The 13109-nt window shown below is 76.1% G+C and carries 12 protein-coding genes; 4 read left to right on the forward strand and 8 right to left on the reverse strand.

What is annotated here, in order from left to right; genetic code table 11:
- Positions 1-43 precede the first annotated feature (43 nt).
- Together DMP15_RS03570 and DMP15_RS03575 are read right to left on the reverse strand one after the other, a co-directional pair.
- Positions 44-832, reverse strand: coding sequence for an MBL fold metallo-hydrolase (locus DMP15_RS03570; RefSeq protein ID WP_100879021.1), 789 nt, complete (start codon positions 830-832; stop codon positions 44-46).
- Entirely contained in the window at positions 829-1635 is an 807-nt protein-coding gene (locus tag DMP15_RS03575; protein WP_083658696.1) for an NUDIX hydrolase, read from the reverse strand. The genes DMP15_RS03570 and DMP15_RS03575 overlap by 4 nt, the downstream gene beginning before the upstream one ends.
- Before the next feature lie 52 nt (positions 1636-1687).
- Here DMP15_RS03575 and DMP15_RS03580 point away from each other — a divergent pair, with 52 nt between their 5' ends.
- Positions 1688-2581, forward strand: a complete 894-nt coding sequence (locus tag DMP15_RS03580) for a Gfo/Idh/MocA family protein (RefSeq protein WP_073576025.1) — start codon at positions 1688-1690, stop codon at positions 2579-2581.
- Between the two features lie 34 nt (positions 2582-2615).
- Here the strand turns inward: DMP15_RS03580 and DMP15_RS03585 are convergent, their stop codons facing one another.
- The 4 genes from DMP15_RS03585 to DMP15_RS03600 are packed head-to-tail and all read right to left on the reverse strand — an operon-like array spanning position 2616 to position 6829.
- A complete protein-coding gene (locus DMP15_RS03585; protein WP_337825442.1) occupies positions 2616-5615 on the reverse strand; it encodes a hypothetical protein in 3000 nt (999 codons plus the stop codon).
- A gap of 23 nt (positions 5616-5638) precedes the next feature.
- Entirely contained in the window at positions 5639-6202 is a 564-nt protein-coding gene (locus DMP15_RS03590; RefSeq protein ID WP_073576023.1) for a hypothetical protein, read from the reverse strand.
- A 1-nt stretch (position 6203) separates the two neighbouring features.
- The gene (locus DMP15_RS03595; protein WP_073576022.1) at positions 6204-6662 is read right to left on the reverse strand and encodes a RidA family protein; all 459 of its coding nucleotides are present in this window, start codon (positions 6660-6662) and stop codon (positions 6204-6206) included.
- Entirely contained in the window at positions 6659-6829 is a 171-nt protein-coding gene (locus tag DMP15_RS03600) for a DUF4177 domain-containing protein (protein WP_139282840.1), read from the reverse strand. The genes DMP15_RS03595 and DMP15_RS03600 overlap by 4 nt, the downstream gene beginning before the upstream one ends.
- A 165-nt stretch (positions 6830-6994) precedes the next feature.
- On the opposite strand from DMP15_RS03600, the gene DMP15_RS03605 reads away from it, so the two are divergent.
- On the forward strand, positions 6995-8047 hold the full coding sequence (locus tag DMP15_RS03605; RefSeq protein ID WP_073576021.1) for an ArsA-related P-loop ATPase: 1053 nt from the start codon (positions 6995-6997) through the stop codon (positions 8045-8047).
- Positions 8044-9183 carry an ArsA family ATPase gene (locus DMP15_RS03610; RefSeq protein WP_100879014.1) on the forward strand — a complete coding sequence of 380 codons (1140 nt, stop codon included), beginning with the start codon at positions 8044-8046 and terminating at the stop codon, positions 9181-9183. Before DMP15_RS03605 ends, DMP15_RS03610 begins: the two co-directional genes overlap by 4 nt.
- Positions 9184-9478: 295 nt before the next feature.
- Here the strand turns inward: DMP15_RS03610 and DMP15_RS03615 are convergent, their stop codons facing one another.
- Positions 9479-10156 carry a class I SAM-dependent methyltransferase gene (locus DMP15_RS03615; RefSeq protein WP_253069165.1) on the reverse strand — a complete coding sequence of 226 codons (678 nt, stop codon included), beginning with the start codon at positions 10154-10156 and terminating at the stop codon, positions 9479-9481.
- An 18-nt stretch (positions 10157-10174) separates the two neighbouring features.
- Positions 10175-10537, reverse strand: coding sequence for a WhiB family transcriptional regulator (locus DMP15_RS03620; protein WP_083658695.1), 363 nt, complete (start codon positions 10535-10537; stop codon positions 10175-10177).
- A 155-nt stretch (positions 10538-10692) separates the two neighbouring features.
- On the opposite strand from DMP15_RS03620, the gene DMP15_RS03625 reads away from it, so the two are divergent.
- Positions 10693-13086 (forward strand): penicillin-binding protein, encoded by a 2394-nt coding sequence (locus DMP15_RS03625; RefSeq protein ID WP_304580133.1) that lies wholly within the window; start codon positions 10693-10695, stop codon positions 13084-13086.
- Positions 13087-13109: the final 23 nt, after the last annotated feature.

Below are 13109 nucleotides of genomic sequence, written 5' to 3' on the forward strand. Positions count from 1 at the left end.
AGGCCGGTCGGTCGTGTCGGTTCAACGCTCCGTGCGGTCCCGTTCATCCACGCAGGTGATCCAGCTGTGCGCGCACGGACAGCTCGGCGGCGTCCCACAGCGAGGTGTCGACGTCGGCGTAGACGATCTCGACGACGTCGCGTGCCGAGGCGTCGGGACCGAGCCGCTCCAGCGCGGCCCGCACCTGCTCCAGCCGCTGCTCGCGGTGGGCGAGGTAGTGCCGCGCGGTGTCGGCGGCGTCCGGGAGCTCCGGACCGTGCCCGGGGAGGACCGGGGTGCCCGCGGGCAGCTCCGCGATCCGGCGCAGCGAGTCCAGGTAGGGCCCGAGGGTGCCGTCGGGGTGGGCGATGACGGTGGTGCCGCGGCCGAGCACGGTGTCGCCGGAGAGCAGCGCGACGCCGTCGGAGCCGGGGCCGCGCAGCAGCAGCGACACCGAGTCCGAGGTGTGGCCGGGGGTGGTCAGCACCTCCAGTTCGACCCCGCCACCGGCGACGACGGCGCCGTCGACCAGCGGGGTGGTCCCCGACGCCAGCGACGGGTCCGCGGCGAACACGGGTGCCCCGGTCAGCTCGACGAACCGGCCGATCCCGCCGGCGTGGTCGTGGTGGCGGTGGGTCAGGACCACCGCGGCCACCGGCGTGCCGTCGGCCAGCGCCTCCAGGTGCGTGCCGTCGTCCTCACCCGGGTCGACGACGATCCGGTCGTGCGCGTCCGAGGCCGCGAGGACCCAGGTGTTGGTGCCCTCCAAGGTCATCGGGCCGGGGTTGTCCTGCAGCAGCACCGACGCCAGCGGGTGCGCGGCGCGCAGGGCGCCGTAGAGCGGGTGGCTCACCGGGTCGTCTCCTCGTAGATCCAGTCGGGGTCGCCGGGCAGGGTGATCGTGACGACCCTGCCCTCGCGCCGCACCTCGGGGGTGATCGGCTCGATGTCGCGCGCCGCGGCGGCGGCCAGCACCTCGCCCGCGCTGTCGTGCCGGTGCAGCTCCTGCAGGGTCCGCAGAGTGGGCGGCATCAGCTCGAGGTCGCCGTCGTCGTAGCCGGACAGGGCCTCGGCCGGGCTCCACCAGCGCGCCTCGACGGCCTCGGTGGTGGCGTCGTCGGCGACCTGGCCGTCCGGCACGCGGGCGACGAGGAACGCGGTGTCGTAGCGCTTCGGGTTGCGCGGCGGGGTGATCCAGCGGGACCACGGGACCAGCAGGTCCGCGCGCAGCTCCAGGTCGTGCGCCGCGAGCAGCCCCGGCAGCGTGATCCGGCGGGCGACGAGGTCGTCCCGCCAGGTCGCGGCGGCGTCCAGCCGGCCGGGCTCGGTGCCGGCGGGGGCGGCCAGCAGCACGCCGCACTCCTCGAACGTCTCGCGGACGGCGGCCGTCACCAGCGCGGCGGCCAGGTCCGCGGGCTGGGCCAGCCGGGCACCGAACCGTTCCGGCTCCGGTCCGCGCCATCGGGCGGGGTCCGGCTCGTCACCGGCGGAGACCCCGCCGCCGGGGAACACGGTCATGCCGCCGGCGAACGCCATCCCGGCCACCCGCCGCTGCAGGAAGACCTGCAGGTCACCGGTGCCCGGCTCGTCGCGGACCAGCAGGACGGTCGCGGCGGCCCTCGGCTCGACCGGCTGCGCTGCCGGATCATCGCTCATGGCCGCCGACCCTAGGTCATGATCGGGGCCGGTCGGCGGTGAGAATGCCCGCATGCGTATCGGACTGCTCGGCGCCGGGCCGTGGGCGCGCCAGGTGCACGCCCCCGCCATCGCGGCGCATCCCCGCTGGTCGGCGGCCGGGGTGTGGGCGCGACGGCCGGAGGCGGCCGCCGGGATCGCCGCGGTCTCCGGTGGTCCGGTGCACGCCTCGGTCGAGGACCTGCTCGACGCGTGCGACGCCGTCGCGTTCGCCGTCCCGCCCGCCGTGCAGGCCGAGCTGCTGGAGCGGGTGGTGGCCGCCGGGAAGCACGTCGTGCTGGAGAAGCCGCTCGCCGCGGACCTGCCCGCCGCGGAACGGGCCGCCGCCGCGGTCGCGGCCTCGGGCGTCCGGTCGGTGACGATGCTGACCCTGCGGTTCGACCCGGCGATCCGGGCCTGGCTCGACGCGGTCCCGGCCGGCGCCGGCGGTCCCGGGACGACCGCGACCGCCCGCTGGCTGTCCGGGGCGCTGCTCGGCGGGCCGTTCGCGGCGTCGTCGTGGCGGGCCGAGCACGGGGCGCTGCTCGACGTCGGCCCGCACGTCGTGGACCTGCTCGACGCGGCGCTGGGACCGGTCGTCGACGTCGACCACGCCCACCGCGACGAGCCCGACCTGTGGCGGATCGGCCTCGTCCACGACGGCGGCGCCCGCAGCTCGGTGGTGCTGTCGCTGCGTGTCCCGGTGGATCCGACCGAGTTCGAGGTGGCGCTGGTCGGCGGGCTCGGGGAGGACGGCCGCGGCCGGTACGTGCTCGACCGTCGCCCGGCCGACGCGGTCGCCTGTTTCGGCGCGCTGCTCGACGACCTCGCCGACGCGATCGACTCCGGCGCCGACCTCCCGGTGGACGCCGCACGGGCGCTGCACCTGCAGCGGGTGATCGACCGGATCGTGCGCGCGGTCGGCTGATCCTCCGCACCGGCCGCCGGGCCCGGCCGGGATCTCAGCCCCGGTCGGTGCGGGCGGTGCCGTTGCGCGGGGTCGGTTCGCCGCCGTTCTCGCGGGCGGCGAGCTCCTCGTGGAGGCGCTGCAGCAGGTCCTGTTCGGTGGGGGTGAGCCGGTCGGCCAGGCCCCCGGCGGGGCGGGGTCGCGGCCGCGGCCTCGGCGCGGGTGCGTCCGCGGGCCCCGTCGTGGGGTCCTCCGCCGGACCCGGCGCGGGGTGCTGCGTCGCCCGTGCGGCGGGCTCCGTTGCGGGGGCGACGACGTCGGCCGGTTCCGTGGGGTCCTCCACGGTGCCGTCCCACCCGGTGGTGTCCCGCTCGGTGGCGTCCCACTCGTCCGGCTCGTCGTCGGTGAGCAGGAGGTGCCGGGGGCGGCGCTCCCCGTCGGCCGGGGCCGGGGGTGTCGGGGCGCGCAGGATCGGGACGCCCGGAGGTGGGGTGGGGGCCTCGTCGACGGGGTCGGCCTCGTCGGCCGGGGGCCGGGGGCCGGTGGGCCCGGTTCCGGCCGGTCCGGTGCCTGCGGGGCGGTCGAGTCCGGCCCGGATGTCCGGAGCCGGTCCGGCGTGGGCCGGGTCCGCCGGGACGTCCTCCGTGGCCGGTGCGGCTCCGTTCGTCTCGGCCCCGGCGGGCGACGTGCCGACGTGGTTCCGGTCGGATCCGGGCCCCGGGTGTGCCGGCCCGGCGGTGGGGCGGGCCGGGTCGTCGCCGGTGGTCACACGGTGGGCGGGATGCGCCGCGCCGTCGCGGCGGTCGTCGTCGACGGTCACGGTGGCGGTCGCGGCGGGGACGACGTGCGGCGTGCCCGGGACGGTCTCCTCGATGTCGCTCCGGTCGGTCCGCGCCGCGGTCTCCGGCGGCGGGATCTCCCCGGCCCAGGCACCGGAGGCCCAGTCGGCGAGCCAGGACGCCTCGTCGGGTCCCGGTGCCGCGGGCGGCCCGACGGGCGGACGCCCGACGACCGGACCGGGCCCGCCGCCCGCGGGCGCGCGGCCCTCCCCGGCCCGCCTGCGGAGCGGCACGCCGAGGTCGCGCGGGGCCGCCCGGGGGCCGATCGGGGCCGGGTCCGCGGGGACGACCGGCGGGACGGACGCGGCCGGGGACACCCCGGCCGCGGGCGGCGACGAGGTGGCCGGGTGCGCCGGGATCCCGGGAGGTGCGGGGGCGACCGGCGGTGGGGCCGGTTCGTCGGAGGGGCCCGACGGCCGCCCGGCCGGCGTCGTGGCGGGCCCGGCCGGACGCCGCTCCGGCGGCCCCGCCACCGGCCCGCGGACCGCGATCGTGGGGTGCGCGCCGTTCGCGTCGGGGAGGTGGCCGTTGCCGGCGGTTCCGGGGCCGGCGACGAACCGGTGCCGGGGGACCTCGCCGACCCCGCTCGGCGGGGTCGGGTCCGGGCTGTCGCCCTCCGGGGGAGAGTCGAACCAGTCGCCCGCGGAGGCCTCCCGCAGCGCCCGGATCGGCGGCGACGGCCGCGGCGCCGGATGCGCCGTGTCCTGCCCCTCGACGGGTGCCGCGACGTGTCGGGCCGCGGAGCCGCGTGGCCCGGCCGGGCCGGGACCGGCGCCGTCCTGCGTGCCGGTTCCCGGGACCGGAGCGGCCCTGTCGGACGTGTCGGTGCCTGGACCGGGAGCGGCCCGGTCGGGGGTTCCGGTCTCCGGGGTGGGAGTGGCCGGATCGGCAGTGCCGGCCCCCGGGCCGGGAGCGGCCTCGTCGGAGATGCCGATCTCCGGGGACGATCCGGTCGCGCCGGATGCGCTCGCCGGGGAGCCGGACCCGGTGGCGTCCTCGCCCGGGACGTGGCCGGTTCCGGTGGAGGAGGCCTCCGCGGCCGGGTCCGGCCCGGCTCCGGACGTGGCTGCGCCCGGGGCCCGGTCCGGTCCGATGTCGGGTGCGGCCGCTCCCGGGGACGGGGCTGTCGCGGCGACCCCCTCCGTCGTCGGCTCCGGGGCGACCCGGCCGGGCCGGTCCTCCGGGTCCGGGGTCTCCGTGACGGGGCTCCCGGCGAGTGGCGCGGGGCGGTCGATGCGCACCGGTGCGGGCGGTGGGTCCGAGGCGGGGACGTCCGTGTCGACGGAGGAGTCGACGGTGACGTCGCCGGGGGAGCTGTCGGTGCGGTGCCCGGCCGGTGCGTCCTCGACGGCGTCGGGTCCGGGGACCGCCGTGATCCCGTCCCCGTCGGGCCGCGGGGCCGGGGGCGTCGCCGAGGACAGGAGCCCGACCCGGTCGGAGGGCCGGTCGTCGGGAACCCGGTCGGCCGGCGGGCCGGACGTGTCGTCGTCCGCAACCCCGCCCCCGCCCCCGGGTTCCACCAGGGGGGACCGGGACGTGTCGGGGGCGGGCCGTGGTGCGTCGCCGGGGAGGGATGCCGACCCGTCCTCCCGGGACGGAGCGGCGGCGTCGTCGCGGGACGGAGCGGCGGCGTCGGAGACCGGAGTGGCGGGGAGCGGACGCGCGACCTCCCGGGCGGCGCGGTGATAGCCGGGGTCCGGGCCGTCGTCGCCGACCTCGACCGACACGACCAGTCCGGCCCGGGCCAGCGCCGACTGGGCCTGGTAGGTCAGGACCTCGGGTGCGCCGTGCGACCCGGTGCGGGCCAGCAGCACCGGCTGCGGCAGCGGACCGGGGGCGGTACCGGCGGGCGTCGTGCGCCAGGCCAGCGTCCAGCCCGACTCCGGGACCGGGACTCCGGCGAGCGCGGCCGCGACCGCCTCCGCGGCACCGGGCGGGCCGTCGCCGTCGAACCGGTGCGGACCGGTGGCGACGTCCGCGGCGGGCGGCAGGCAGGCGTCGGCGTCGGGCTGAACCCGGCGGGCTGCGGCCTCGGCGACCAGCTCGGAGCGCACCGCGTGCGGCAGCACCACCCGTCCCGCGACGAGCTCGGCGACCAGCAGCTCCAGCGCGTGCCCCTCCTCGCCGACGGCGACGAGCTCGCGTCCGGTGGCGAGCAGGTCGTCGTCCACCCGGCCGGCCAGTTCCCGCAGCAAGCGGTACGTGGGGTCGGACATGGGGCCTCCTTCGCGGTCCCGCGTCAGCCGGTGGGGACCGGCTCGCGGCTCCACAACGACGCCGCCGCGGTGCACGCGGCCTCGTGGTACTCGGTCGGGGCGTCGCCGGTGAGGGCCTCGACGCGCGGGACACGGTCACCGTGGACGCGCAGCAGCCGTGCGACCGCGGCGGCGAGCAGGTGCGGCCGCTGCGCGTCACGCACGAGCAGCACGCGGGCGCCGTCGTCGCGCACGGCCAGCAGCAGCGCGGACGCCTCGTCGCGCACGACCGACAGCGCCGACCACGCGGCGAGGTCCGGCTCGCCCGCCGTGAACGCGGGCGGGGCGGGCGGCGTGCCGGGCAGCACCGCCTCGACCAGGCGCCGCGACGGCGCGTCCGGCCCGACGACCTCCGCGAGCAGCGTGCGCTCGTGCCCGGTCAGCCCGATCCGGTGCCGCAGCAGCGTGCGCGGCAGGACCGCGCCCAGCGCCGCGGTGTCCCCGGCGGCCAGCCAGTCGCGCAGCCGCCAGAGCAGCTCGTCGGGGAACCGGCCGGCGAGCCGCAGCAGCAGCTCGTGACCGGCCGGGACCCCGGCGAGCCGATCCATGTCAGCCGCCGACCTCGACCGTCAGCTCCACCTCGACCGGCACGTCCAGCGGCAGCACCGCGACGCCGACGGCCGACCGGGCGTGTGCCCCGGCCTCGCCGAACACCTCGCCGAGCAGGTCCGACGCGCCGTTGATCACGCCGGGCTGGCCGGAGAACGAGGGGTCCGACGCGACGAACCCGACGACCTTCACGACGCCGGTGACGCTGTCGAGGCCGACCAGCCCGTCGATCGCGGCGAGCGCGTTCAGCGTGCAGATCCGGGCCAGGTCGTACGCCTGCTCGGCGGTGACCGTGGCCCCGACCTTGCCGGTCGCGGCGACCTTCCCGTCCACGAACGGGACCTGCCCGGCGGTGAACACGAGGTTCCCGCTGCGCCGGGCCGGGATGTAGGCGCCGGCCGGTGCGGCCACCGCGGGCAGGGTCAGCCCCAGCTCTTTCAGCCGGGCGAGTGCGCTCACTGCTGCACCGGCCGCTTGAAGAACGCCACCAGCTGCTCGGCGTTCGCGCCGCTCGTCACCGTGACCAGTTCCCAGCCGTCCTGGCCGAAGTTGTCCAGGATCGCCTTGGTGTTGTGGATCAGCAGGGGGGCGGTCAGGTATTCCCACTTCACGACCGGGGAGCTCATGGGCGGGACTGTAACCCGGGCACCCGACGCCGAACCGTCGTGGCGCGACGGATGGCCGTCCCCCTGCGACGGACGCCCACCGCCGGAGCGCGGGACGCGCCCCGTCCGTTGTGGGACGCACCTCGCCGACGGGCCGCTGTCGGTGGGCGCTCGTACGCTGGATCCGTGACCACGACCGTCCGGCCCGAGCCCGGAACCCGCCCCGACCCGTGGCCCGACGCGCTCTCCCGCGCGCGGTTCCACGTGGTGTCCGGCAAGGGGGGCACCGGCAAGACCACCGTGGCCGCCGCCCTCGCGCTGGCCCTCGCCGGCGGCGGGAAGCGGGTGCTGCTCGTCGAGGTGGAAGGTCGCCAGGGCATCGCCCAGGTCTTCGACACCGCCCCGCTGCCGTACGAGGAGCGCCGGATCGCCGTCGCGCCCGGCGGGGGCGAGGTGCGGGCGCTGGCCGTCGACGCCGAGGCCGCCCTGCTGGAGTACTTCGAGATGTTCTACCGGCTGGGTGTGGCCGGGCGGACGCTGCGCCGGATGGGCGCGATCGAGTTCGCGACGACGCTCGCCCCCGGCCTGCGTGACGTGCTGCTCACCGGCAAGGCCAAGGAGTGCGTCACCCGCACGGAGTCCGACGGTCTCCCCGCCTATGACGCGGTGGTCCTCGACGCGCCGCCCACCGGCCGTCTCGTGTCGTTCCTCGACGTCACCAGGGCGATGGCCGACCTGGCCAAGGCCGGGCCGATCCACGGGCAGGCCAAGGGCGTCGAGGCGCTCATCCACTCCCCGCTCACCGCGGTGCACCTGGTCACGCTGCTGTCGGACCTGCCCGTCACCGAGACGCTCGACGCCGCCGCCGAGCTCGACGCCGCCGGGATCCCGCTGGGCTCGGTCGTGGTGAACCGGATGCGCGAGCAGTGGTTGCCCGACCGCTCGGTCACCGCCGCCGCGGGCGGGCGGGTCGACGCGACCCGGATCCGCAACGGCCTGCAGAGCGCCGGGATCGAGCTGGCCCCCACCGAGATCGACGGCCTGGTCGCCGAGACCGTGGAGCACGCCGTCGCCGTCGAGGGGGAGACCGCCGCGCTGCGCCGCCTGGAGACCGAGCCGACCCCGCCGCTGCCGCGGCTCACGCTGCCCGCGCTGCTCGGCGGGGTGGACCTCGGCTCGCTCTACGAGCTGGCCGAGTCGATGACCGCGCAGGGTGTGCACCTGGAGGCCCGCCGATGACCGCCCCGCTGGACGTGGACGCCCTGATCGACGACCCGGGCACCCGGGTCATCGTGTGCTGCGGCTCGGGTGGCGTCGGCAAGACGACCACCTCCGCCGCGCTCGCGGTGCGCGCCGCCGAGCGCGGTCGTCAGGTCGTCGTGCTCACCATCGACCCGGCGCGCCGCCTGGCCCAGGCCCTCGGGGTGGACGAGCTGTCCAACGACCCCGCCCCGGTGAAGGCCGTCGACGGCGAACTCGCCGCGATGATGCTGGACATGCGCCGCACCTTCGACGAGATGGTGGAGTCGCACGCCCCGCCCGAACGGGCGCAGAAGATCATCGAGAACCCCTTCTACCAGACGATCTCCTCCTCCTTCTCCGGGACGCAGGAGTACATGGCGATGGAGAAGCTGGGCCAGCTGGCCGGTGCCGGGACGTGGGACCTCGTCGTCGTCGACACGCCGCCGTCGCGCTCGGCGCTGGACTTCCTCGACGCCCCGCAGCGCATGTCCCGCTTCCTCGACGGACGCATGATCCGGCTGCTCGCCGCGCCCGCCCGGGCCGGTGGCCGCGGGCTGCGCCGGATCGTCGAGGCCGGGTTCGGGTTGTTCGCCAAGGCCGTCGGGTCGATCATCGGCGGGCAGATGCTGCAGGACGCGTCGGCGTTCGTACAGGCCTTCGACACCTTGTTCGGCGGGTTCGCCGAGCGGGCCGAGAAGACCTACGCGCTGCTGCGCTCGGAGGGGACGGCGTTCCTCGTCGTCGCCGCGCCGGAGCCGGACGCGCTGCGCGAGGCGGCGTACTTCACCGAGCGGCTGTCGTCGGAGGACATGCCGCTGGCCGGGCTCGTGCTGAACCGGACCCACCCGGTGCTCGCGCCGGTCTCCGCGGCGCGTGCGCGGGCCGCGGCCGAGCAGGTCGGCGGGCCGGGGTCGCAGATCGCGGCCGCGGTGCTGCGGCTGCACGCCGACCGCGTCGACCTGCACGAACGGGAGGAGCACCTGCTCACCCGGTTCTCCGCCGCCCACCCCGGCGTGTCGGTGACGCGGGTCCCCGCGCTGGCCGGCGACATCGCCGACCTCGACGGGCTGCGCCGGGTCGGCGCGCTGCTGGCCGGCGAGGCCGAGACCGGCGCCGCGGCGACGGCGGGCTGAGGCTCAGGACACGCCGAGCGCCGCCCGCAGCCGGGCCGACCGGGGCGCGAACACCTCGAGCACCCCGACCGCGCGCAGGGCCGGCAGCAGATCCCGCAGGTGCGCGGCCAGACCGGCCTCGGCCGGGTCCCCTGCGGGCAGCGCCTCCAGCGACCGGGCCGTCGCGACGAACGCGGCGACCGTCCTCGTGCGTACCTGCGCTCCACCCAGCTCCTCCAGTCGGCGCTGGACCGTGCGGAGGCCGACCGGTCCTCGACGGTCTCGTCGAGGGCCTGCGCGATCCCGGTCGCTGACCTCAGGGCATCGAGAAGAAGATCATCGGGTTGCGTGAGGTCCCGCGGACGCCGGTGATCCCCAGCTCGGCCCGGACGGCGTCGAGCGCGCGCAGGTTCCGCGGCGCCGCCGCGCGCGAGGAGGTGAACCAGCCGGTGCCGCTGCGTTCCAGGTGCCGCAGCACCTCGGACCCCTCGGTGAACGGGCGCGCCCGGGGCAGGTGGAACACGTCGTGCACGCTGGTCGGGGTGCCCGTCGCGATCCGCCCGAACAGGTGCTCCAGGTACCAGCGGGCGAAGCGGCGCCCGTGGTCGGCGTCCACGAAGAGGTAGCCCGTGTCGGCCGGGACCTTCTCGACGGTCTCGCGCAGGTCCCCGCGGTGGAACGTCCAGCGCCCGGTCGACAGCTCCTCGGGCACGGTGCCGCACACGTGGTCGACCAGGTCGAACGACTGCAGGTGACCGGACCCGTTGTCGCGCAGCGCGGACAGGATCCAGGTGGTGGACCAGCCGTAGTAGGTGCCGACCTCCACCACCTGCGACGGCCGGTGGTGGCGCAGCAGCAGGTAGGTCAGCTCGGCCTCGACGTCGTCGAGCTGCGGGGTGATCGTGCCGTCGGCGAGGAGTTCCCGCTGCCGGTCGATCACCATGGCGAGGTCGTCGGCGTGCGTCCGGTAGAGGCCGGCCAGGAACTCGAGCACGCGCCTGACGCTATCGGGTCAGGCGCTCCTGCTGCGTCCGGCGTAGTGGTCGGAGCGCGCTCGCCCGAGCAGCGCGGCCCAGTCGCGCACGTCCGGGCGCCGGCGCAGGAGCGCGCGGCGCTCCCGCTCGGTCATCCCGCCCCACACGCCGAACTCGACCCGGTGGTCCAGGGCGTGTGCCAGGCACTCGGTGCGGACCGGGCAGGACAGGCAGAACTCGCGGGCCTCGCGCTGGTCGGCACCGGTGACGAACAGGTTCTCGGCGTCGGAGGTGCGGCAGCGTGCGGCCGAGCGCCAGTTCCAGACCGCGGTGCAGGCGCGGACGACGACGGCGGGGCGCAGGCGGGGCCTGCCGGTGACGGGACGCAGGGTGTCGAGCATCTGGTCGCCTCTCGGGCCGGGGCGGGCCCGGTGGCCCGCGACGTGATGCCTCGATCCTGGGACGCGGAGGGTGCCCGGGTCAGCGCGCAAAACTACGCAACCTGGGGACACGAGCCTGACCGTGTCCTGACCTCCCGGCCCGTAGGCTTGTCCCTGTGAGGTTCCCCCGGCGTCTGCTCCGCCCGCTCGGCGTCCTCGCCGGCCTGTGCGTCCTGCTCGGTGTGGTCACGGCGGGCATGGCCTTCCCGCTGGTCGGCGGCCTCGGCGTGCTGTCCAACGAGGCGGGTGACAGCGTCACGTCGAGCTCGGCGGACCTGGTCGGCACCCGCCCGCCGCTGACGACGACGCTCACCGACTCCGACGGCCGCCCGATCGCCTACCTGTTCGACCAGAACCGCACCGAGGTCACGAACGACCAGATCTCGACCGCGATGAAGGGCGCGATGCTGGCGATCGAGGACCGCCGGTTCTACGAGCACGACGGCGTCGACTGGCAGGGCACGCTGCGCGCGGTCGTCGCGAACTCGGCGTCCGGCGACGTCGTCCAGGGTGCCTCGACGATCACCCAGCAGTACGTCAAGAACTACATGCTCTACGTCGACGCGACGAGTGAGGCCGAGCGGCTCAAGGCCACCGAGCAGACCCCGGCCCGCAAGCTCAAGGAGGCGCGGATCGCCCTGCAGCTGGAGCGCCAGCTGTCCAAGGACGAGATCCTCAACCGCTACCTCAACATCGTCTTCCTGGGCAACGGGTCCTACGGCGTCGCCGCCGGGGCGCGCACCTACTTCAACACCACGCCGGACAAGCTGACCGTCCCGCAGGCCGCGATGCTCGCCGGGATGGTCCGCTCGACCACCCAGTTCGACCCGGTGCAGAACCCGCAGACCGCGCTGCAGCGGCGCAACGTCGTCATCGACCAGATGCGCCAGCAGCAGATGATCGACGACGCCCAGGCGAAGCAGGCGATGGCCGCTCCGCTCGGCGTCGCGAACCCGCTGGTCCGCGTGCCGAACGGCTGCAACGGCGCCGGCGACATGGGCTTCTTCTGCAAGTACGTGACGCAGTACCTCACCGAGGCCGGCTTCACCGAGGAGCAGATCCAGCGCGGCGGCTACACCATCCGCACCACCCTGGACCGCCGCGCGATGACCGAGGTCAAGCGCTCCCTGGACAAGGAGGTGCCGCCGGACACCCCCAACGTCGCGAACGTGATGTCGCTGGTCCAGCCCGGCCAGGACAAGCACCGCGTGCTCGCGATGGGGTCGAGCCGCACGTTCGGTCTGAACGCCGACGCCGAGGAGACCAGCTACGGCCTGCCGTACCAGCCGGTCAACCTCGGGGCCGGGTCCACGTACAAGATCTTCACCGCGGCCACCGCGCTGGAGAAGGGCCTCGGCATCAACTACTCGATGCAGGTGCCGCCCTCGGGCTACGCCTCCCCGATCTACGTCGACGGCAGCGGGCGCCCCGTCCCGGTCGCGAACGCCGGCAACTACCCCGGCCGGATGAGCCTGACCGACGCGCTCGCGCAGTCGCCGAACACCGCGTTCATCAAGCTCGAGGAGTTCACCGGGGTGCCGGACGTGGTCGACATGGCCGTCCGCCTCGGCATGAAGTCCCTGGCCACGACGCCGTTCGTCGACCCGGGCACCGGCAAGCGCACCGACCGCTCGATCGCCGAGGTGATCAAGGACCAGCGGCTCGCGTCGTTCACGCTCGGCGTCACCCCGACGTCGGTGCTGGAGCTGGCCAACGTCGGCGCCACCCTGTTCTCCCAGGGCAGGTGGTGCCCGCCGACGCCGATCGACTCGATCACCGATGCCGAGGGCAAGCCCGTCCCGATCACCGAGGAGCCCTGCCAGCAGGCCGTCGAGCCCGCCCTGGCGAACACCCTCGTCACCGGCCTGAGCAAGGACGACATCGCCGGCACCTCCGCCGCCGCCGCGAAGGCCGCCGGCTGGACCCGGCCGATGGCGGGCAAGACCGGGACGACCCAGCAGCACAAGTCGGCCGCGTTCATGGGCGCGATCCCGGAGATGGCCGGAGCGGTCATCACCTTCGACAACTCCAACCGCCCGCAACCCCTCTGCGACGGCGGCGGCGCCCCCTTCGCCTGCGGGAACGGCAACATCTTCGGCGGCAAGACCCCGGCCCGGACGTGGTACGGCGCGGTGACCCCGCTGGTGGCGAACACCCCGCCGACGCCCCTGCCCGCGACCGACCCCCGCTACCTCGACGGCGGCGCCGAGTCCCGCATCCCGGACGTCGTCGGCCGGTCGGTCGGCGCCGCCCGCGGTGAGCTGGAGGGCGCCGGCTGGCAGGTCACCACCCGCACCGTCGACAACAACGCTCCGGAGGGGACGGTCGTCGGGCAGGAGCCCCGCGGCGCCGCGCTCCCGGGTGAGCAGGTGACCTTGCAGGTCAGCAGTGGGTCGGTGCCGGCCCCGCCGCCGCCCCCGGGCACCCCGACGCCCGGCCCGGCCCCGGGGCAGGACGGCGGCCCGCCGGCGGACCGTCCCGACGGGAACCGGCCGCCCGACGGCGGGTGACGCTCCGTCCGGCCGGGTCACCC

Origin of the sequence: Pseudonocardia sp. UM4_GMWB1 (assembly GCF_017312155.1) — a bacterium.
GTDB classification, from domain to species: domain Bacteria; phylum Actinomycetota; class Actinomycetes; order Mycobacteriales; family Pseudonocardiaceae; genus Pseudonocardia; species Pseudonocardia alni.

Excerpts from the sequence above, each read along its gene's own strand:
- DMP15_RS03575 (WP_083658696.1), bottom strand. The coding sequence starts at position 1,635 with ATGAGCGATGATCCGGCAGCGCAGCCGGTCGAGCCGAGGGCCGCCGCG.
- DMP15_RS03580 (WP_073576025.1), top strand. The coding sequence starts at position 1,688 with ATGCGTATCGGACTGCTCGGCGCCGGGCCGTGGGCGCGCCAGGTGCAC.
- DMP15_RS03585 (WP_337825442.1), bottom strand. The coding sequence starts at position 5,615 with ATGTCCGACCCCACGTACCGCTTGCTGCGGGAACTGGCCGGCCGGGTG.
- DMP15_RS03590 (WP_073576023.1), bottom strand. The coding sequence starts at position 6,202 with ATGGATCGGCTCGCCGGGGTCCCGGCCGGTCACGAGCTGCTGCTGCGG.
- DMP15_RS03600 (WP_139282840.1), bottom strand. The coding sequence starts at position 6,829 with ATGAGCTCCCCGGTCGTGAAGTGGGAATACCTGACCGCCCCCCTGCTG.
- DMP15_RS03610 (WP_100879014.1), top strand. The coding sequence starts at position 8,044 with ATGACCGCCCCGCTGGACGTGGACGCCCTGATCGACGACCCGGGCACC.
- DMP15_RS03620 (WP_083658695.1), bottom strand. The coding sequence starts at position 10,537 with ATGCTCGACACCCTGCGTCCCGTCACCGGCAGGCCCCGCCTGCGCCCC.